At 60.1% G+C, this 19982-nt stretch carries 17 protein-coding genes; 10 read left to right on the top strand and 7 right to left on the bottom strand.

Annotated features, from left to right (window positions below; all coding sequences use genetic code 11):
- The 10 genes from F8N96_RS31835 to F8N96_RS31790 form a co-directional block, all read left to right on the top strand.
- Positions 1–127 (top strand): aldehyde dehydrogenase family protein (locus F8N96_RS31835; protein WP_003137649.1); only part of this gene is annotated, 127 nt, incomplete at its 5' end.
- A gap of 111 nt (positions 128–238) precedes the next feature.
- Complete coding sequence (eat, locus tag F8N96_RS31830) at positions 239–1687, top strand: ethanolamine permease (protein ID WP_150801144.1); 1449 nt, start codon at positions 239–241, stop codon at positions 1685–1687.
- 51 nt (positions 1688–1738) lie between these two features.
- Entirely contained in the window at positions 1739–3133 is a 1395-nt protein-coding gene (locus tag F8N96_RS31825) for an ethanolamine ammonia-lyase subunit EutB (RefSeq protein ID WP_150801143.1), read from the top strand.
- A gap of 8 nt (positions 3134–3141) precedes the next feature.
- Positions 3142–3966, top strand: coding sequence for an ethanolamine ammonia-lyase subunit EutC (eutC, locus tag F8N96_RS31820; protein ID WP_191630815.1), 825 nt, complete (start codon positions 3142–3144; stop codon positions 3964–3966).
- Positions 3967–4079: 113 nt separating this feature from the next.
- Positions 4080–4541: a GNAT family N-acetyltransferase gene (locus tag F8N96_RS31815; protein ID WP_150801141.1), complete on the top strand. Its 462-nt coding sequence runs from the start codon at positions 4080–4082 to the stop codon at positions 4539–4541.
- Between the two features lie 287 nt (positions 4542–4828).
- On the top strand, positions 4829–5485 hold the full coding sequence (locus F8N96_RS31810) for a DedA family protein (protein ID WP_150801140.1): 657 nt from the start codon (positions 4829–4831) through the stop codon (positions 5483–5485).
- A 6-nt stretch (positions 5486–5491) separates the two neighbouring features.
- Positions 5492–6304, top strand: a complete 813-nt coding sequence (locus tag F8N96_RS31805; protein ID WP_150801139.1) for a zinc-dependent peptidase — start codon at positions 5492–5494, stop codon at positions 6302–6304.
- 273 nt (positions 6305–6577) lie between these two features.
- Positions 6578–7105 (top strand): inorganic diphosphatase, encoded by a 528-nt coding sequence (gene ppa / locus F8N96_RS31800; protein ID WP_028620880.1) that lies wholly within the window; start codon positions 6578–6580, stop codon positions 7103–7105.
- Positions 7106–7331: 226 nt separating this feature from the next.
- Complete coding sequence (locus F8N96_RS31795) at positions 7332–8078, top strand: helix-turn-helix transcriptional regulator (protein ID WP_150801138.1); 747 nt, start codon at positions 7332–7334, stop codon at positions 8076–8078.
- Between the two features lie 446 nt (positions 8079–8524).
- Entirely contained in the window at positions 8525–8764 is a 240-nt protein-coding gene (locus F8N96_RS31790) for a type II toxin-antitoxin system RelB/DinJ family antitoxin (protein ID WP_150801137.1), read from the top strand.
- A 67-nt stretch (positions 8765–8831) separates the two neighbouring features.
- Here the strand turns inward: F8N96_RS31790 and F8N96_RS31785 are convergent, their stop codons facing one another.
- From F8N96_RS31785 to F8N96_RS31755, 7 genes are all read right to left on the bottom strand, one after another.
- Complete coding sequence (locus F8N96_RS31785) at positions 8832–10172, bottom strand: type II toxin-antitoxin system HipA family toxin (protein WP_150801136.1); 1341 nt, start codon at positions 10170–10172, stop codon at positions 8832–8834.
- Positions 10172–10435, bottom strand: coding sequence for a helix-turn-helix domain-containing protein (locus F8N96_RS31780; protein ID WP_150801135.1), 264 nt, complete (start codon positions 10433–10435; stop codon positions 10172–10174). Before F8N96_RS31780 ends, F8N96_RS31785 begins: the two co-directional genes overlap by 1 nt.
- Positions 10436–10623: 188 nt before the next feature.
- The gene (locus F8N96_RS31775) at positions 10624–11439 is read right to left on the bottom strand and encodes a YfaP family protein (RefSeq protein WP_150801134.1); all 816 of its coding nucleotides are present in this window, start codon (positions 11437–11439) and stop codon (positions 10624–10626) included.
- Between the two features lie 3 nt (positions 11440–11442).
- Positions 11443–13062: a DUF2300 domain-containing protein gene (locus F8N96_RS31770; protein ID WP_150801133.1), complete on the bottom strand. Its 1620-nt coding sequence runs from the start codon at positions 13060–13062 to the stop codon at positions 11443–11445.
- Position 13063: 1 nt separating this feature from the next.
- Positions 13064–17629 (bottom strand): alpha-2-macroglobulin family protein, encoded by a 4566-nt coding sequence (locus F8N96_RS31765; RefSeq protein ID WP_150801132.1) that lies wholly within the window; start codon positions 17627–17629, stop codon positions 13064–13066.
- Positions 17626–18291, bottom strand: a complete 666-nt coding sequence (locus F8N96_RS31760; protein ID WP_412071833.1) for a DUF1175 domain-containing protein — start codon at positions 18289–18291, stop codon at positions 17626–17628. Before F8N96_RS31760 ends, F8N96_RS31765 begins: the two co-directional genes overlap by 4 nt.
- Entirely contained in the window at positions 18261–19973 is a 1713-nt protein-coding gene (locus F8N96_RS31755) for a DUF2138 domain-containing protein (RefSeq protein WP_150801130.1), read from the bottom strand. Before F8N96_RS31755 ends, F8N96_RS31760 begins: the two co-directional genes overlap by 31 nt.
- Positions 19974–19982 lie beyond the last annotated feature (9 nt).

The raw sequence follows: 19982 nt of genomic DNA, 5'->3' as shown, positions 1-19982 counted from the left end.
TGCCGCGTTCGGTGGCTACAAGAAGTCCGGCGTCGGCCGTGAAACCCACAAGATGATGCTCGATCACTATCAGCAGACCAAAAACCTGCTGGTGAGCTACGACATCAATCCGCTGGGCTTCTTCTAACCCGGTCGGAACAACGTAACACCCCTGCAGGAGCGAGCTTGCTCGCTCCTGCAGCCTTCGCGCCAACCCGGCCACCACGCCGGTCAAAAGAATAAGAACAGGTGAATCCCTATGCCTAGCGATCAAGCCAGCGTGCAGCCGGCTACCTCCTCTGTCGACTTTGAAAAAGTCGGCTCCGACTATTTCCAGCAACGCGAACTGAAAAAAGGTGCAGCCGGCTGGGTCTTGCTGGTCGGCCTCGGCGTGGCCTACGTCATCTCCGGCGATTACGCCGGGTGGAACTTCGGCCTGGCCCAGGGCGGCTGGGGCGGCATGTTTCTCGCTACGCTGCTGATGGCGACCATGTACCTGTGCATGTGCTTTTCCTTGGCCGAACTGTCCTCCATGATCCCGACCGCAGGCGGTGGCTACGGTTTTGCCCGAAGTGCGTTCGGCCCTTGGGGCGGGTTCCTGACCGGCACCGCGATCCTGATCGAATACGCCATCGCACCCGCGGCGATCGCGGTGTTTATCGGTGCCTATTGCGAATCCCTGTTCGGCATCGGCGGCTGGATGATCTACCTGGCGTTCTACATCATCTTTATTGCCATCCATATTTTCGGCGTCGGTGAAGCCCTGAAACTGATGTTCGGCATCACCGCCGTCGCCGCCCTGGCGCTGGGCGTGTTTCTGGTGAGCATGGTGCCGCACTTCAGCGTCGCCAACCTGCTCGACATCCCGGTCACCGAGGCCAAGGGCGCCAGCAGCTTCCTGCCCTTCGGCTACGTCGGCGTCTGGGCCGCCATTCCCTATGCCATCTGGTTTTTCCTGGCGGTCGAAGGCGTGCCACTGGCGGCGGAAGAAACCAAAAACCCGAAACGCGACCTGCCCCGCGGGCTGATTGGCGCCATGCTGGTGCTGGTGAGCTTTGCCCTGCTGATTCTGGTGATCGGCCCAGGTGGTGCAGGTGCCCATGCCCTGGTGACTTCGGGCAACCCATTGGTCGAAGCACTGAGCAAGGCCTATGGCGGCTCGACCTGGATGGGTCATTTCGTCAATCTGGTGGGCCTGGCCGGGCTGATCGCCAGTTTCTTCTCCATCATCTACGCCTACTCGCGGCAGATTTTCGCGCTGTCCCGCGCCGGCTACCTGCCGCGCAAACTGTCGGAAACCAACAAGAGCAAGGCCCCCGTACTGGCGTTGATCATTCCTGGCATCATCGGGTTCGGGTTGTCGCTGACCGGTCAGGGTGACTTGCTGATCCTGGTAGCGGTGTTCGGTGCGACCATTTCCTACGTCTTGATGATGGCGGCGCACATCACGCTGCGCATTCGACGCCCCAAAATGGATCGGCCATACCGCACGCCGGGCGGCATCTTTACCTCGGGTGTCGCGCTGGTGCTGGCTTGCATCGCCGTGGTGGCGGGTTTTCTGGTGGATCCGCGCGTAGTGATTGGCGCTGCGATCATCTATGGAGTGTTAATTGCTTACTTCGCGTTCTACAGCCGGCATCATTTGGTAGCAGGCACGCCCGAAGAAGAGTTCGCGGCCATTCAGAACGCCGAAAAAGCCCTGCACTAACGGCCGCAAATTACGGCGCAGCCCCCATCTGCGCCGTCACGGAGAATCTTTATGGCTAGTTTTGCTCACACTGTCGGTGGCCACACCTACCGCTTCGACAGCCTCAAGGAGGTCATGGCCAAGGCCAGTCCGGCGCGCTCCGGGGACTTTCTGGCGGGTGTCGCGGCCCTCAACGATGGTGAGCGGGTGGCCGCGCAAATGGCGCTGGCGAATATCCCGCTCTCCCACTTCCTGCAGGAAGTACTGGTTCCCTACGAATCCGATGAAGTCACCCGGCTGATCATCGACACCCACGACAAACAGGCGTTCGCAGCAGTCAGCCACCTCACCGTCGGCGGTTTTCGCGACTGGCTGCTCAGCGATGCCGCCGACGAACACAGCCTGCGCGCCCTCGCCCCGGGCCTGACCCCGGAAATGGCCGCCGCCGTGTCGAAAATCATGCGCGTGCAGGACCTGGTGCTGGTGGCGCAGAAAATCCGCGTAGTCACCCGATTCCGCGGCACGCTGGGCCTGCGAGGCCGGTTATCCACACGCCTGCAACCGAACCATCCCACCGACGAACCCGCCGGCATCGCCGCGAGCATTCTCGACGGCCTGCTGTACGGCAATGGCGATGCGATGATCGGCATCAACCCGGCCACCGACAGCATTACCTCCATCTGCGCCATGCTGGAAATGCTGGATGCCATCATCCAACGCTACGAGATCCCCACTCAAGCCTGCGTGCTGACCCACGTCACCACCTCGATCGAAGCCATCAATCGCGGCATTCCGCTGGACTTGGTATTCCAGTCAATCGCCGGCACCGAAGCGGCCAACGCCAGCTTCGGCATCAACCTCAATGTATTGCAGGAAGGCTACGATGCCGGTCTGAGCCTGAACCGCGGCACCCTGGGCCAGAACCTGATGTATTTCGAGACCGGCCAGGGCAGTGCCCTGTCGGCCAATGCCCACCACGGCATCGATCAGCAGACCTGTGAAACGCGTGCCTACGCCGTCGCACGCCATTTCAAACCGTTCCTGGTGAACACCGTCGTCGGCTTCATCGGCCCGGAATACCTCTACAACGGTAAACAAATCATCCGCGCCGGCCTCGAAGACCACTTCTGCGGCAAGCTCCTGGGCGTACCGATGGGCTGCGACATCTGCTACACCAACCACGCCGAAGCCGATCAGGATGACATGGACACCCTGCTGACCCTGCTGGGTGTGGCCGGGATCAATTTCATCATGGGCATCCCCGGTTCCGACGACATCATGCTCAACTACCAGACCACGTCGTTCCACGATGCACTCTACGCGCGTCAGACCCTGGGGCTGAAACCGGCGCCGGAGTTCGAAAAATGGCTGGCAAACATGGGTATCTTCACCCAGGCGGACGGCAAGATTCTCTTCGGTGACAACCTGCCGCCGGCCTTCCGTCAGGCCATGGCGCAACTGGGATGAGTGTCGTAATGGATAAACCACCTGTTGATCAGCAAAACCCGTTACTGGAACTGCGCCGCCTGACGCCCGCGCGGATTGCCTTGGGCCGCACCGGCACCAGCATGCCAACCACAGCACAGCTGGATTTCCAATACGCCCACGCCCAGGCCCGGGATGCAGTGCACTTGCCGTTCGACCATGCCGCGCTCGGTACGCAACTGGCGGCATGCGGACGTGAAAGCCTGTTGCTGCACAGCGCGGCGACGGACCGAAACAGTTATTTGCAGCGCCCCGACCTGGGGCGAAAACTGAGTGATGCGTCGGCGCAGGCCCTGCGCGAATACGCTGCGGCCAATCCCGGCGGCGTCGATCTGGTCATCGTCGTCGCCGATGGCTTGTCGGCCCTGGCCGTTCATCGCCACACCGTGCCATTTCTGACGCGGATGGAAGAACAGATCGAGGCGGAGGGCTGGTCTGTGTCACCTGTGGTGCTGGTCGAGCAAGGCCGGGTTGCCGTCGCCGACGAGATCGGTGAGTTGCTGGGCGCCAGGATGGTCGTCATCCTGATCGGTGAACGCCCTGGCCTCAGCTCGCCAGACAGCCTGGGATTATATTTTACCTACAATCCAAAGGTCGGCCTGACGGATGCTTATCGCAATTGCATCTCCAACGTGCGACTCGAGGGCCTGAGTTACGGCATGGCGGCACATCGTTTGCTTTATCTGATGCGCGAAGCCTGCCGGCGCCAGTTGTCGGGGGTCAATCTCAAGGACGAGGCCCAGGTTCAGACGCTGGAGTCGGACGCCGGTGCGGACACAAAAGGTAATTTCCTACTCGGCCCGCCGCCTGCGTGAACCGTTTCCGCATTGCGTTTCCATTCCGGTTTCAGGCAGGATCGAAGCACGGCCGCCAGGGGTTTCCCATCGCCGTCATCGCGTAAGACAGCCACTTGAAGACGAGACCTACCATGCGGATTATTCAAGCGACCCTCGAACACCTGGACCTGTTGACCCCCTTATTCGTCAAATATCGCGAGTTTTATGGCTCGTTGGCGTATCCGGACTCGTCCCGGGCGTTCCTCGAAAAACGCCTGCGTCGCAAGGAATCGGTGATCTACCTGGCCCTGGCCGATGACGACACCCACCGACTGATGGGGTTCTGTCAGTTGTACCCGAGCTTTTCGTCGCTGTCGCTCAAGCGCGTGTGGATTCTCAACGACATCTATGTCGTCGAAGATTCACGCCGTCAGCTGGTGGCCGACAACCTGATCCGTACGGCGAAGAAAATGGCCAAGGAAACCAATGCCGTGCGCATGCGTGTGTCCACCAGCAGCAACAACGAAGTGGCGCAGAAAACCTACGAATCCATAGGGTTCAAGGAAGACACCGAGTTCAAGAACTACGTGTTGCCGATCAGCGACGAGCTCTGATTCGCCTCACATCTGTAGAACAAGCTTGCTCGCGATAGCCGTCTTACTTGCGATACAGGTGTTGAATGACACACCGTCATCGCGAGCAAGCTTGCTCCTACAAAAAAAATCGCCCCCCCGCTGGCCTTGTGCGAAATCCCCCGCTACAAACTCGACGCGCTTTTCACCCCTCAGCCCGTATAATGCTGACCTTTCCGGCTTGTAAGAAAAACTACCCACATACGTAGGCTTTCGCGAAGTCATCCGCACAGGCCTGCCGAGTCGGGCCGTCACCATAGGTGCCCTCCATGGATTTCAACCCGCTCGACCTTATCCTGCATCTCGATGTTTACCTCGACTTGCTGGTAAACAACTACGGGCCATGGATCTACGCCATCCTGTTTCTGGTGATCTTCTGCGAGACCGGCCTGGTGGTAATGCCATTCCTGCCGGGCGATTCCCTGCTCTTTATCGCTGGCGCCGTTGCGGCCGGGGGTGGCATGGACCCCGTGCTGCTGGGCGGCTTGCTGATGCTGGCGGCGATTCTCGGCGACAGCACCAACTACGTGATCGGACGAACGGCAGGAGAAAAACTGTTCAGTAACCCGAACTCGAAGATCTTCCGTCGCGATTACCTGCAACAAACCCATGATTTCTATGACAAGCATGGCGGCAAAACCGTGACTCTGGCGCGCTTCCTGCCGATCATCCGCACTTTTGCTCCGTTCGTCGCCGGTGTGGCGAAAATGCCTTACCCGCGTTTCTTTGGCTTCAGCGTCCTCGGCACCATCCTGTGGGTCGGTGGCCTGGTCACCCTCGGTTACTTCTTCGGCAACGTACCCTTCATCAAGCAAAACCTGTCGCTGCTGGTGATCGGCATCATCCTGCTGTCGCTGGTACCGATGATCATCGGCGTCGTCCGCAGCCGCTTCGGCAACGCCGCGTCCAAAGCCCATACGCGCTGACCCGGCATGTGGTCACTGAGCGCCTGGCGTCGCCGGCGCATACTGGACAAGCACCCGATTGCCGATGACATGTGGCAGCGGGTGCGCCATCACCTGAGCTTCCTCGATGGCATCAGCGCCGAGGAAGACCAGTGGCTGCGTGAAGCCTGCGTGCTGTTTCTCGACGACAAACACCTGACTGCCCTGCCCGGCGTCGAACTTCACCAGGAGCAGCGCCTGCTGCTTGCCGCCCAGGCGCAACTGCCGTTGCTGCATCTGGGCGACCTGAACTGGTATCAGGGGTTCCACGAAATCGTCCTATACCCCGACGACTTCCTCAGCCCCCAACGCCATCGCGACGCCAGCGGCATCGAGCACGAGTGGGATGGCGAGCACAGCGGCGAGGCCTGGCAACAAGGCCCGGTCATCCTCGCCTGGCCCGGCGTGATGGCCAGCGGCGGCTGGGAAGGCTACAACCTGGTGATCCACGAACTCGCGCACAAACTCGACATGCTCAACGGCGACGCCAACGGCCTACCGCCGCTGCACGCCAATATGCGCGTCAGCGACTGGGCCAAGGTCATGCAAGAGGCCTATGACGACCTCGACCGCCAACTGGAGCGCAATCCCGACGCCGAAACCGCCATCGACCCCTACGCTGCGGAAAACGCCGCCGAGTTTTTCGCGGTCACCAGCGAATACTTTTTCAGCGCCCCGGATTTGCTGCACGAGGCGTACCCTGAGGTCTATGAGCAGCTGAAGCTGTTTTACCGGCAGGACCCGCTCGCCCGGCTGCGGCAACTTCTGGCCGAGAACCCGGTCTATCAGGCACACGACTAGTGTCCTGTCTCACCGATACGTCGCTGTTTTGACGAGTGGCCGTTGTGGCCAGGCAAGGCGCTGCGACGAGTCATAGCTGGCTATGGCGAGGAGCGGCAACGCAGCATGGCCGCAACGGACGCCGTCAAAAAGCGATAGTATCTGTGTGACAGGACACCCTGGTCTACACGACTTCTGGCACATAGCAACCGTGGCGGAATATGCCTATAATCGCCGCCACTTTTTGGTCAATCCGGCCAAGTGTTTTTGGTCAACTAACGGGGGCACCGCCCAATGAGCTACAGCAAGATTCCGGCTGGCAAAGACCTGCCGAACGACATCTACGTCGCGATCGAGATCCCGGCCAACCACGCGCCGATCAAATACGAAATCGACAAAGACAGCGATTGCCTGTTCGTTGACCGTTTCATGGCCACCCCGATGTTCTACCCGGCCAACTACGGTTTCATCCCGAACACCCTGGCCGACGACGGTGACCCCCTCGACGTACTGGTCGTGACCCCTTACCCGGTTGCACCAGGCTCGGTGATCCGCGCCCGTCCCGTCGGCATCCTGCACATGACCGACGACGGCGGCGGCGATGCCAAAGTCATCGCAGTCCCACACGACAAGCTGTCCCAGCTGTACGTCGATGTGAAGGAATACACCGATCTGCCGCCGCTGCTGCTGGAACAGATCAAGCACTTCTTCGAGAACTACAAAGACCTCGAAAAAGGCAAATGGGTGAAGATCGAAGGTTGGGGCGACGCAGAAGCCGCCCGCACCGAGATCATGAAGTCGGTTGCTGCGTACAAAGGCTAAAGCCAGTTGGCAGCGTCAGCTGCAAGCTGCAAAAAACCCCGGTTGATCCGGGGTTTTTTGTGGGCGCCTGAAAACCCTTCTTTAAACACGACGTATAGGAATCTGTGAACATGAGTTTTGTTGTTTAACCTTCCCCAAAAGCGTCTTACATCCGGTCTAAATTTCCCTCGAAAATTGAACAGTTCGTTTATTCAAAGCCCCACCCGGCGCCAGTAGACTCGCGTTTATGAAAAAGAACACTAGCGGTCCACGGTTTAAAGCGCTCCTCGAAGCGGCGAACATTACGACAACAGGATTCGCCGAATTCCTGGATACGGCGCCGCAAAACGTCCACAACTGGTACACCCGCGGTGTGCCCGCCCACTGCATGGAAGAAGTCGCCAGAAAACTGTCCGTGAACAGTCAATGGCTGAAAACCGGCGAAGGCCCGAAAGACCCCAGGGAACTGCGCCTGCTCGACGAGTCCGGCAACACCTTCGACGCCCAGGCGATCCGCGGCACCTACAGGGTCATCGAGCCGACCGATGTCGAACTGCCCTTCTATAAAGAAACAGTCCTCACCCTTGGCACCTATAAAACCCAGGTCATGAAGGACCCCAGCCAATCCATCCGCCTGCCTCGTGTCGATCTCGACTCCCTGGAAATCAACCACGCCGACGCCATCTGCGCGCGCATGATCGGCAACAGCATGGCCGAAAAGATTGAAGACGGCTCCCTCCTCGCCATCGACCGCGGGCTCACGCAAATTATCGATGGCGAGATTTACGCCATCGAGCATGACGGCATGTTGCGGATCAAATACCTGCATCGGATTCCCGGCAACGCGCTACGGATGCGCAGCCACAACAGCGCCGAATACCCGGATGAGATCTTCAGGGCTGCGCAAATCGAAGATCAAAACATCAGGGTATTGGGCTGGGTCTTCTGGTGGTCGACCCTCAACAAACGCAGGCCCCCGGTGCCGTTCCTGTAATGCCGCGGCTCTCCCTTCGCCCCCCATGTAGGAGCTGGCTTGCCAGCGAAGGCGGTAGAACATTCACCCGAAAACCCAAGTTTGCTGCATGGCCCAAGACACCCCCAACAGCTCTAATACACACACCAAGCTGGGAATTCCCCAAAAAAATCAGTATGCTACGCCCCACATTTGCGCATCGACCCTTCCCAAGGCCCAGATCGCACCGACCCGGCAGATCACTTTCTCGCCGAGTCCCACAGCCGGACGCAAGATCCGGGTGTACGTTTTGAAGGCTGTTGCGGTTTACCAAAAATAAACCAAGCCAGTCCCCGAGAAGCCGGCCACAAGCCGGCTTTTTAATGTCTGAAAGAAAGTAACCCGTCGTCTAAAAATCTGAACAAGAGGTTGTGACGCAGGGAAGCAATTGCTACCGTAACGACAAACGTCATTACAGGTATCTCACCATGGCTTCTATCAACATTCGCATTGACGATGACCTGAAGCAGCGTTCATTTGCCGAGCTGGAAAAACTCGGGGTAACGCCCTCCGAGCTTCTGCGCCAAACCCTTCAATACGTCGCCGAGCGAGGCAAATTGCCTTTCAAGGCAACATTACTTAGCGAAGAGGATGAAGCCCTCATCGCAGTGGTCACCGAACGTCTTGCCACCCTTCAGCGAGTCAAGGTAAGCCTGGATGACCTATAGCCTGGAGTTTGATCATGGCCGATCAATACCCCTCAGTGGGTCAGTCCAGTCTTGCCTGACACGGGCTTTACCTGCGTTTTCTCGGCGCCAACAACTCGGAGCGGCCAATCTGTACTCGACTGGTTTCTGCCGCTCGCGGGCCTGAGAACCCCGCCTCCGTAATGGCGGTATCCAACCCTCGAAAATGCGGAGCTGCTTTTGAACTCCGTAACGTTTCCATGCCTTCGTTCCAGGCATGCACCATGTGTTTGGCCACATCACGCCAGGCAGGTTCGTTTTTCGCGGCTTCGATCACTTCTTTTCCCACGGTGATAGCCGACTCGCACAGTTGCTCGACCATCATGGCGTACTGACGCGGGGGAATACCCAAAACCCCATTGAAGAAGATTTCGAGCGTGCGGCCTGGCGTCCAGGTCTGCCGACCGCCCACAGATAACCCTGGGGGATTCGAGGCGAAGCGGGGATAAGCCTGGGTAGTCACCAAGTCATAGATCGGAGTGAACGCGACATTCGCTCGCGAGGTGTAATAGAGCGCGATGTTTTTGGCATGACAGTCGGCGTTTCTCACCACGTAGTTCGCCAAAATGTGCCAGCCGAAGTGCTCACGCTGCTCACGTAGCCGATCTCCGGGTATGTAAGGGCGAGTGGCGTTCCATACTCGTTCGGTTGTGGTTGCATATTTCTCATGAGGCGGAAGCCCCAACAATCCACACGCATCTTCCAACCCACAGAGCGGCCGGCCGTGTTCATCGACGTCGAAACGATCCACTACCAATATTCGTCCATCGTCCGACATACTGCATGTGGCTACCGGTACGACCTGCAATCGCTCTAGCACACGCATGGTGTAGAACTCGTTGAAGCCCAGGTAGGGTGTCGTGTCATCCGAGCCTTTGATGATGTGAAAACCAGTACGCAGGGTGGGTTTGCCCAAAGGCAAATCGTGATGTTTGATATCTGTCGCGATGAATTTAGGCACTACACCCGATATCGCCGCTCGTGCGTAACGTCGCACCAGTGCAGCAAAATGTTCTGTGGTGTTTTCGGCGGTCAACAATTGCTCAATTTCCAAGGGCTCCATTTCGGCGCCCGGCGCGACGCCTTCGGGCGTGACGGTCACCCGCCCAATCCCGGCGCCACCGATTACACCCAGCAATGAAAGGTCGGTGCCGTCGAGCAATGCACCAAATTCCTCACGGATTACCCCTAGCAAATATCCCTCAGGCAAATTCTGTCGAAAAAACGGAAACAAATCGCGGGGCCACCGCCAAGATTCCTCCCGAACAGGCAACGCCAAGCTGACGAAGTCCCCATTTTCCGTCCCAGGCAAGTACTTCAAGATGTACTCATCGCGCTCTCGGTAGAGTGTCGCGACGGTTCTTGCGCTCACATGGACATCTAAAACCATTATTCAGAAACTCCGGAGCGCTGCTCGGCCAGGATGTCTTCAACGGTACGCTCATGTCCGGCCTTCACCAGCTTCAAGTCATACCCGGCCGCCTCCAATAGGCGAACGAATGCCGAGACGCTCATATCGCCTTTAGCCATGGTTTCCATGCGCGCCACGGTCGAACGGGATACGCCGGCACGTTTAGCCAAGGCTTCCTGGCTCAAGCGGGCTTTACCTCGGGCCTGCTTCAACATATCGGCAACATCAAACAGAGTCGTCATTTGTAGCCCCTGAGCATCAATAATCGTCACTTCGTCGATTACTGTAGCCTCTGAGACACAAAAATCGCAACATCAAGTGTGATTTTTCATCAACAGTCAACGTTGTGGCTTGCAAGCTACAAAACTATCCAGAAAATCGAAATTTGTAGCTTATGAGCATCAATTAGCAACGCTACTGAGATTTCGCATCACGGATAACTAAACCCCTTAACCAACGTCAACTCCCCCACCGCCCGCATCGGCACCAGGAACGTCTCCATCTTCTCGTCCGGCGTCCCCTCCTCCGTAATCACCGTCACCTGCGCCGTCGTCAGCGGCTGAACCGCCTCCTCCTGCCCTTGCTCAACACTCCGATACCCACCCCCGAAATAATTCACGTAAACGAGGTATTGGCCCTTGATCGGTGCCGGCATGGCGAAGATCTCCGGGCCGTAGCCTGTCGTCACGTCGACATCGAGCGCCGCACCATTGGGGACGACGCGATCGCCGTACCAGATGTGCGCGCCGTCCGGGGTTATCAGGTGCAGATCCAGATCCGTGCCATCGCTGTCCCAGGCCAGCAGCACTCGCAATTTGGCCGCGGTGGCGCCGCCGCTGGTGTTGAGGAACTGCGTGCGGTGGCGTTGCTGGCCATCGGCGCTGCGCACTTCGACGCTGTTGCTGCCGTTGGGGAATGAGAACGGTCGATCAAAACGGCCGGCAGGGTCGATCTTCAGCGGCATGCTGACGCCATTGACGATCAACCGGCCGGGGTCATCGGACTTGGGCGTGGCCTTGATCTGGCCAGTGATGCGTGCGGTGTTGGCCTGTCCGACCGGGGTGTTCACCGAGGACGCGGGGTAGTTGACGACCTGGCGAAAATTTTCGCCTTCACCTTCAGGTGCACCGGTACGCCAGCCGCCCATCGGCGTGTCGAGTTTGACTGCGGCGTCGGCGGCCATCGTCATCGGTAATACGCAACAGGCGTAAAGGAACAACAAGCCCTGTGGATAACGGAGTTTCATGGTTTATTCCAGCAAGAGGTGGCGGGCGAGCCCTTCGATGTAGGTTTCATCCTGGCCGTTGGGGTGTGCTTCGAAGGCCAGGTGCAGGTATTCGTGGGTCAGGTCGAGACGGTCTTGCAGTGACAGCACGCCGCGCACGTAGATGCGCTGGCGTTCGCGGTCGACATGGGGCCGGCCGAAGGTGAGGCGACAGACGGCGAAGGTGCTGACTTCGCTGTAGCCGGTTTCGCTTGCCAGGCGTTGGCGCCAGCCGCGGCGCTGTTGTTGTAGCCAGTTTTGGGCGGCGGGGAGTGCTTCGCAGGAGGCCACGGGATTGTCCCAGCGACTGAGGCTGGCGCGTGGATAGGCGTGCAGCAGGATGGCGTCGTAGCGTTGGCCGGCGTTGGCTTGTTCAACGGATTGCTGCCAGGAGAGTTGGTTCGGGCCGGTTTGGTCGGAGTGGTAGGTGACGGTGCTGCCGGCGAGGACCAGGTCGCTGGTCCAGGCGGCGATGCTGCGCGACTCGGCGGTGGCCGGGCGCGGGGCGACACGCTGGCGATTGCTGCTGTCGTCGATGCTCAGGCAGTCGCCGTTGCGGCTGGCGTTTTGCAGGAGGTAGGTGCGGATGGCAACGGCCAGGGCTTTGGCGGCTTCGGCGGGTTCGGCCCTGGCTTCGCGCTGCAGGACGCGAGCGACGTATTCTTCGCGGTCCAGGCGGGCGACCAGCTTGTCGCCCGTTAAAAACAGCTCACCGCCGCTGTGGATATCGAGTTGGTTGCCGTTGGCGAATTCGACGCGGTAGTCGCCCTGCATGGGACCGGGCGCAACAACACGATCCCCCGCCAGGACGCGTCCAACCGGATAGCGCGAAAACAGCCCGACTTCGACGCAACGCCCGGCGTCTGCTGGCCACTCAACCGGCAGCACGGATGACAAGGCTGCACCATAATTGCGCAAGAGCATCTGACTGGTCCCCCGGCCACCGGCCCAGACCGGCATTCCATCCGCCAACCACCCGGCAAACCCACCCTGGCGAGACCTTGGATCCTGATCGTCCAGCCAGCTCCAGGTTTTCACCCGTAACCGGCCGCCGAGTTCGCCCACGACGTTGCCGTCGGCGGCGTTCAACACCACATCCAGCAATACTCGCCGTGCCTGATCCTGTGCCGGCATCATGCTCAGCGCCCGCAACAATTCAGTCACTGGAACCCGAGTGGCTGGCTGCAACGATGCCAAGTCCAGCAACCACTCCGGCGCTTGGCGCGCCTGCCAATACTGGCGCCACTCAACGCCAGTGATACCCAAGCGCCCAGGCTCAAAATACAACCCGCAGGACTTGATCAGCGCCTGATCGCGCTCGATCTTGCCGCCTGCCGTGCAGCAATACACTTCCTCCTTCGACTGCCCGCGGCATTCATAAGCCGGTTCACGCGAGCCGGTATCCACCAGCCAGGCGTAGACGAATAACTTCCACACACTGCCCAGTGGGGTCTCCAACCCGGAAGGCAATGGCTCGCGCGCGATCAGCTGAGTCCGGCTCAAGGATAGCAATTCACCCTTGAAGCCCAGGCGCAGCGGCTCGTCCTGCGCAGTCGCCAGCACAGGAATCAAGCACAGCAGCATCCAGACCAGGGACCGGGTCATGTCAGTGGACCGTGACCTGGCCCAGTGCCGGCTTTTGTTCCCGGGCCTGATGCTGCGGCGCATAGACCTGGGTGAAGCGAACCGGCGGCAGGTTGAACTGACCTTTTTGCGAGAAGCGCACCAAGTGACGCAGGCGCAATTCGCCGCTCAAGGCGTCGACTGGAATGGCATAGGCCATTTGCCCCGGCTCGAAACGCGCTTTCTCCAACGCCGTCGGCTCGGTGCCGGCCTTGCCCATGAGTTTGATGCCCCAGGTGGTGCGCTCGACGTCAGCACCCGGTGGCAGCGGCACTTCGAGCATGCCGTAGCGCAGCGGTTGCGCGGCTTTGCTGGTGATGATCACTTCGTCCAGGTAGAGGCTGTCGCTGGACAACGGCTTGTTGCCGACCGCTTCCAGTTTGAAGGTAAAGGCTTCGTCACCCGGTACCAGACGGGACAGGCGACGGGTGATGGTCACGGCCATGGGCTCGACTGGAGGTTGCCGGGTCTGATAACTCAATGCGGCCCGCAGCGGACGCTCTTGCGCGCCGGCCAGGGACAGCACCGCAGGCACGGGCGAAGCCCCCTGCCACGTCCAGTAAACCTCACCGGTCGCCCCCTGCTCCTGCTTCCAGCCGTCACCCGGCGTCAGTGCGACGGCGGGCGATGCCTGCTCGATGCTGCGTTGCAGCCAGGTCAGCGCCAAGGCACGCTCCAGTGTCGATTGCTGTGGCAGCAAACGCTGCAGCAGTGCTTGAGCGTGAGCCTGATCGAAGCCTTGCAGCGACAGATTCAACGCTTCAGCAAACGGCTGGGAACTGACTTCCACGCGCTGCTGCGCATCCGCCAGTTGCCGAGTGAAAGCCTCTGGCGCATCGACCTTCGCCTGGCGAGCCAAAGACGCGGTCAACACGCGGGCACTGGCCAACCCCAACGCAGAATCCGGATCGCTCATGACGATGCTGTCTTCGCCCTCTTCCATCAGGTTTGCGGCATTACCCTCGCCGGCGTTCGCCAGCTCATCCATCAAGCCACTGAGCAAGGTGTTCACCGGCAGTTGCATCTGTTTGGCGAAGGACACAATCAGCGCCCGCTGCAACAGCGGCGTGTTCTTCGCCTGTTTCGCATAGACCTCCAGCACCCGCTGCCAATGCTCCGGCGGCAGGCTCAACCCCAACGCCTTGCTGGCGTGCCAGTCGGCGTAGTAGGCGTAAGCGGTGAGAAACGCATCCGGCTCGCCATCCATACCCCACCAGGTGAAGCTCGCTGACGGCCCGGCCATTTGCACCAGGCGCAGGCGGCTGTTCTGCATGATCAGACGCAAGCGATCGCGGATCCGCGGGTTAGACGATAGAGTCGGATAGGCGATGCTCAATGGCAGCAAACGGCTGGCGGTCTGTTCCACGCCGCCGTAGGGATAACTCAGCAGATCATCCAGTGCCGAACGGAACAGCGCTTGCGCACTGTCATCCAGGCGCAGGCGAATAGCCGTCGCGTCCGCGGGCAAGGTCAGCGGCGTATCACCGCTGGTTACGTCCAGGCTTTGGCTCTGGACCACCTGCCAACCGTCACCGGCCGCGGTCAGGCGCACGGCCAAGGCGTCAGCGGTTTTGCCGTCCTGCACCAACTCGGCGGTCCACTCACCGTTGGCCAATGCGAATGTGGGTAATGCGATGTAATTGATACCGTTATTCAACGTCACCGGGACACGCTGTGTGGCGCCGCCGTAATGAATCACCAGTTCAGCCGCTACCGGTTTCTCGGCCTGGCTGAAGGCGAATACACCGAGCTCCGGTTTGTCGCCACTGCGGAATCGGGCTGGCCCGCTCCACTTCAGGTACAGCGGTTTTTCCGAGCGCACGAACTGTTTCTTCTGCCCGACCTGACCATCATCGGCGATGGCCCGGGCGGTGATGCGCCAGCGGGTCAAGGAGTCGGGCATCTTGAAGGTGAAGCGGGTCTTGCCATTGGCATCAGTCACCAATTCCGGTTGCCAGGCGGCGGTGTCAACGTCTTCGCGACGCGGCCGTTCCAGCACTTTCACTCCGCGCTCGCTGCGGTTGGCTTTGCCCGGTGCACCCGGGCTGCCCGGCAGTGCTACGTCATAGCTGATGAACGACAGGCTGGCGCTGGTGCGCACGTTGTTGCGGCGCGGGTGATAGAAGAACTGGTCAATGCTGGGTGCTACTTCCGGTTGTAGCGCGTAGATCATTTCATCCACCACGCTGACCGTCAGGTGCGCCAAAATCGGCTTACCGGCGAACTGAGTGGTGAGGTCGACGGACACTGTGTCGCCAGGTTGATACGACTCTTTATCGGTGGCGATCACTACGTCGATTTGCGGCGCTATGACCTTGATGCCGGCGTTCTGAAAACTGTACTGACCGCCCTTGGTGTACAGAACCGAAAACGTCAGGTTTGGCGCGAAGCTGTCTTTGACCGGGATCCGCGCGCGGTATTGGGTGTCACTGAGTTTTTCCATCCGCAGCCAATCGCCGCCCTTGGACAGCAGCGCCGTCGCCTCGACTTTGTCCCGCTCCAGCGACAGCAATGCATCGCTGACCGGCTCAGGGAAAGTGATCAGCGCGAGCGCTTCATCGCCCGCGTTGTACTCCGGTTTATCGAGGACGATTTCCACAGTGCCCGGCACGGCTTTGACGCCATCGCCGGTGACCGAATGACCAGTGGCGCCGATGGCTCGGCCATGATCATCCTTCAAGGTCAGGTTGTAAGTGCCCGGGCGCTCGAACGCCAGGGTGAAGCCTTTATCGGTGGCCGCCAGTTTGCCCTCGCCGGTGCTCTGGTCTTCCAGCCGCACCCAGCCATAACGGCTCGGCGTGACGGCCTTGCTCTGCTCGCTGCCCCCTTCATTCAGATAACTGAACGCAACCTTGTCGCCCACCGCGCTGAAACGCTGGGGCGCGCGCAGACTGAAACTCGCGGCGCCGCGATCGATGAGGATTTCCTTGGTGGTCTTGACCCGGTATGCCGCGCCATCGCTGGCAAATACGGTGAGCATATAGCGGCTCGGCTTCTCGGCAGCCGGCAGGTCGAGGGTCGCGTTGCCTTTGGCATCGGTCGTCAGTTCGGTACTGGTCAACTCCACCGGGAATTGCCCGAGATACTGCAGTTCGTTGTCGACCATCGACAGTTGCTGGGCACGCAGGCTCAGGCTCAATTTGGCATTGGCCACGGGTTTGCCGTCCGGGTACAGCAGCACCAGGCTACCTGTGACCGGTTCACCGGTGCGGTAATCCTGCTTGGCCAGATTCAAGGAAATGTCGAAGTGTGGCTTGATGTATTCGGCGACGCGGAAGGCGCTGCTGTAGGCCTGATCCTTGTAGCTGAAACGCAATTCATAACCACCCGCCACGGCGTTGTCCGGCAACTGGAGGCGCCCTTGAGTGCCAGCCTTGGCATCGAGTTTCAGCGCCAGGGTTTGCAGTGCGGTACCGGTGGCATCGAGCACGGTGAGGTTGACGTCGGCGGCGCTCGGCTGCACCGAGTCGCGAGCATTCTTGAACTCGCGACCGACGATTTTCAGCGACACCCAATCCCCCGGCCGATACAGCGGCCGGTCGGTAAAGGCATAGAGTTTGGTGTCGTAGATTTCGCTGTCGTAGTAGAAGTTTTCAGCGACGAACACTCCACCCTCTTCGTCCTCGCCAATCACGAACGAACGTTCCGGGCTGACGTGTTTCAACCGCAGCAAACCATCGACATCGGTGGCGCCGCTGCTCATCACGCCAAGGCCATCGGTCCACAGCACATTGACCTTCGGCACCGAACTGCCTTGGTGTTTGCGCGCGGCCCAGACCAGCAGTTCATCACCGGCAATCTTGCTCACCGCCACGGTGTTGGAGACGAAGACCATGGTGGTCGCGCGGTACTTGCCGATCAGTGCTTCCACCAGATACAGACCCGGCTTCAGGTTGCCCAACGGGATGTACACGTTGCCCGGTGCATCACTGACGAATTCGCTGGAAGAGCCGGCCAGGTTCACTCCGGCAGGCGGCTGGATCGGTTTGGCTTGCCACAGTGGATAACGGAATTGGCTGATCACCGGTAAACCCGGAATCAGCGCAAATTGCGGCTGCGCATCGTAGGGCGTTGGCGCGGCGATGGCAGTCCCCATCTTCAATTCCGGCACTTCTTCGGTGACTTGTTTACGCGACTCGTAGGAAAACGCCCGTTGCATCACTCGACGGGATTTTCGGTACCAGTTGTCCCACAGGTACGCGAGGGTATTCGACAGGCCTTCGCCTTTGAATTGACCATCACTGACCACCCGGTGCAGGTTCTTTTGGCGCTTGAGGAAATCCAGCGGCTTGTCGATCCGATACACGCGAATGTCGGCGCCGCCGTAAGGCTCCATGCGGAACCGGCGATAGTCACGGCCCGGCGCTTCGAGGCGCACCATCGCCTGTTCATCGCTGCCGAAGCTGCTGTCGGCCAGCAGGAAAAAGCTTTCCCCGGCCACTGGCGTGTAGTTGCTTGGCTCGACGGTGTCTTCGGCATACGCCGTCGAAAACGGCAGCACCAATACCAACAGCAGAGGCAAAAAACGCAGCATGCGGATACCGATCATTGAGAAAGAAAGTTCAATCGATAGACGCCGATGAAGTTGGGGTTGGCTGCGTCGGGTATCCATCGGGTGTCCTTCCATGTCATGAGTTGCTGCAGGCTCGCGGACCGCATGCCGTTGTCGGTGGGGGTGGTGGTGCCGGTGTGATAGGCGATGTAGCGGCCCATCCAGATCATCAGGTGCTGGTCGTCGCCCTGATCGAAAAACATCAGGTCACCGGGCCGGGCCTGCGCAATATCGCGGCCGACCAAATGGCTGTTGAACTGGATCAGCTTGATCGCATTGACGTACGGCCCGACCTTGCCGCCGCCCTGCTGCCATTGCTGGGCGAGACCACGCCGAGCATCGCTCAATGGCAGTTCCGGTGGCAGGTAGCGGTTGGACAGGCCATTGCTGCGCAGCCATTTATCGTCATGGACTTTCAACGCTTCGTTGGCGGCGAACCGCACCAGCCCGGCGCAGTCCTGCTGGTACCAGCGCGGGCTCGGGCCCTGGGACAGTTGTTCCTGGGCGATGCGCACGAACCAGGCGCGGAAGACCTGGGATTGCTGCGGGTCGAGCGCCGCGGCTTCGCTGGCAAAGACGCGACTGCCCAGCAGCATCGCCAGCAGGCCGAGGCCTCGGATCAGTGCGATCACAGGGCTTTCCACTCTAGCGGCAACCATTGCCAGTGGCCGTCGGGCTCGCTGCCTGCGGGCAAGGTCAGGGCATATTTGCCGTAGCCGCCGAGCGCGCGCAGTTTCGGGATCAGATAGGTTTGCGCGGCGTTGTAGAACACCGGCTCCATATCCTGCGGCAGGCTGTCGAGGGTTTCCTGCTGCATCAGTTGCGCCATGGAGTCCGGGCCGAAGTAGACCGGCATCAGCAGGTCTTGGGGTACGACGTCGGCCATGGGCGGGAAGCGTTTATCAAGGGTGCCGAGGGCTTTATCCACTAACTTGTCGTCGAGGGAAAACAGCAGCGTCGAACCGTGGCGCGCCAGGCTCACGCGCATGAAGGCCTTGCCGGTGATCGCGTCCGGGTTCTCGGCATCCTTGGCCTTGTAGGGGCCGAAGTTGGAACTGACCTGGCGTTGCCACTGGTGAGTCATGCCTTCCTGCTTCTCGATCACCGGAAACGCATGCTCTGCGACCTTGCCTTCGTAAGCACCGATCATCGAGCCGAACAGGTTGCCCAGATCGCCGTCGAGCTTTGCGCTGTCATCGTCGTTCAGGCTGGCCACCAACAATGGTGTGTACAGCCGCGAATCGGCGTACCAGCACAGGCCGGCGGCACCCGCCATGTGTTCGGTCAGGGCCTGGGCAACCGTATCGTCAGCGCCGAGTTTCACCAGCAGCGGTTGCTGTTGTTCGGCGGCCAGGGGCAAGGCCACGCAAGCGCTGGCGCCCATGGGCATGGCTTGCCAGATCGGTTTGAAATCAAAATCCGGCTGATTTTCCAGTTCATCCATGGCAAGGAAGCTGTGCCAGCCCTTGTCGTCCATGTCGAAGCGCAGGCCGGCGAAATTAGGGATGAAGCGCTGATACCCCATGGCCAGGACGCTGGCATTGACCGACAACCGTTGTTTCACCTCAGGCGCACGGGGTTGCAGACCGAAGGCTTCGGGGAACAGTTTGTCGCCATTGAGCAATGCGCCGATGGCCTGGGTCGAGACGCTGCCCGGCGCTTCAGGCATGCCGCTGCCCGGATCGTAGAGTTTGGCCGGATTCGACAGCACCACCAGTTTGTCGCCATGGGAGGCGAACACCAACGCCTTGCTGGCGTTGTAGTTGAGCTGATAAAGCGCCACCTCGTCGGCACCGACGTTCACCTCGCCGAGCCTGGTCAGTTGCGTATCGTCCAGCGCCACTTTGGCCAGCGGCTCCAGCACCTTGGCCAGGCCACCGCGATCCATCACCAACAGGAAATCCTTGAGCCGGCCATCCGCCCCGCGCCAAAGGGCTACGTCCGCCGGTTGATCGAACAGTTGCTCGATCAGGCTGTCCTGCAGTTTCAGGTCATGCTCGTAAATGATCCGCCGCAGACTGCCGATCAGCCCGAGACGATCGGCATGGGTTTGGTAATAGAAGACGAAATCTTCGGTGAGGGTTTCCTTGAGAAACGGCACCGCCAGCAAGTCCTTGGGCAACTGGCTCAAGGAATGGGTTTCGAGCAGACCGTCCGGCCGGCTCATGCCCAACTTGTCGCTGGCCAATTGCGCCGGCGGGGCCTTGGACTGGTGCATGAACCAGCCCAAGCCGCCCGCCACACCAGCCACCAGGCACAATCCGCCCAGCAGCACCGGCCAGCGCCGGGAAGGTTTGGCGGCGGGTGCGGCGGCGGCCGGCGTCACAGTGTTATCGCTCATTTCACAACA

Source organism: Pseudomonas fluorescens (assembly GCF_902497855.1).
GTDB lineage: Bacteria > Pseudomonadota > Gammaproteobacteria > Pseudomonadales > Pseudomonadaceae > Aquipseudomonas > Aquipseudomonas fluorescens_BI.
The sequence above is the reverse complement of the archived record's forward strand: the minus strand, read 5'-3'. Positions and strand labels throughout refer to the sequence as shown.

Excerpts from the sequence above, each read along its gene's own strand:
- eat (WP_150801144.1), top strand. The coding sequence starts at position 239 with ATGCCTAGCGATCAAGCCAGCGTGCAGCCGGCTACCTCCTCTGTCGAC.
- F8N96_RS31825 (WP_150801143.1), top strand. The coding sequence starts at position 1,739 with ATGGCTAGTTTTGCTCACACTGTCGGTGGCCACACCTACCGCTTCGAC.
- eutC (WP_191630815.1), top strand. The coding sequence starts at position 3,142 with ATGGATAAACCACCTGTTGATCAGCAAAACCCGTTACTGGAACTGCGC.
- F8N96_RS31815 (WP_150801141.1), top strand. The coding sequence starts at position 4,080 with ATGCGGATTATTCAAGCGACCCTCGAACACCTGGACCTGTTGACCCCC.
- F8N96_RS31810 (WP_150801140.1), top strand. The coding sequence starts at position 4,829 with ATGGATTTCAACCCGCTCGACCTTATCCTGCATCTCGATGTTTACCTC.
- F8N96_RS31805 (WP_150801139.1), top strand. The coding sequence starts at position 5,492 with ATGTGGTCACTGAGCGCCTGGCGTCGCCGGCGCATACTGGACAAGCAC.
- ppa (WP_028620880.1), top strand. The coding sequence starts at position 6,578 with ATGAGCTACAGCAAGATTCCGGCTGGCAAAGACCTGCCGAACGACATC.
- F8N96_RS31795 (WP_150801138.1), top strand. The coding sequence starts at position 7,332 with ATGAAAAAGAACACTAGCGGTCCACGGTTTAAAGCGCTCCTCGAAGCG.
- F8N96_RS31790 (WP_150801137.1), top strand. The coding sequence starts at position 8,525 with ATGGCTTCTATCAACATTCGCATTGACGATGACCTGAAGCAGCGTTCA.
- F8N96_RS31785 (WP_150801136.1), bottom strand. The coding sequence starts at position 10,172 with ATGGTTTTAGATGTCCATGTGAGCGCAAGAACCGTCGCGACACTCTAC.
- F8N96_RS31780 (WP_150801135.1), bottom strand. The coding sequence starts at position 10,435 with ATGACGACTCTGTTTGATGTTGCCGATATGTTGAAGCAGGCCCGAGGT.
- F8N96_RS31775 (WP_150801134.1), bottom strand. The coding sequence starts at position 11,439 with ATGAAACTCCGTTATCCACAGGGCTTGTTGTTCCTTTACGCCTGTTGC.
- F8N96_RS31770 (WP_150801133.1), bottom strand. The coding sequence starts at position 13,062 with ATGACCCGGTCCCTGGTCTGGATGCTGCTGTGCTTGATTCCTGTGCTG.
- F8N96_RS31765 (WP_150801132.1), bottom strand. The coding sequence starts at position 17,629 with ATGATCGGTATCCGCATGCTGCGTTTTTTGCCTCTGCTGTTGGTATTG.
- F8N96_RS31760 (WP_412071833.1), bottom strand. The coding sequence starts at position 18,291 with ATGGTTGCCGCTAGAGTGGAAAGCCCTGTGATCGCACTGATCCGAGGC.
- F8N96_RS31755 (WP_150801130.1), bottom strand. The coding sequence starts at position 19,973 with ATGAGCGATAACACTGTGACGCCGGCCGCCGCCGCACCCGCCGCCAAA.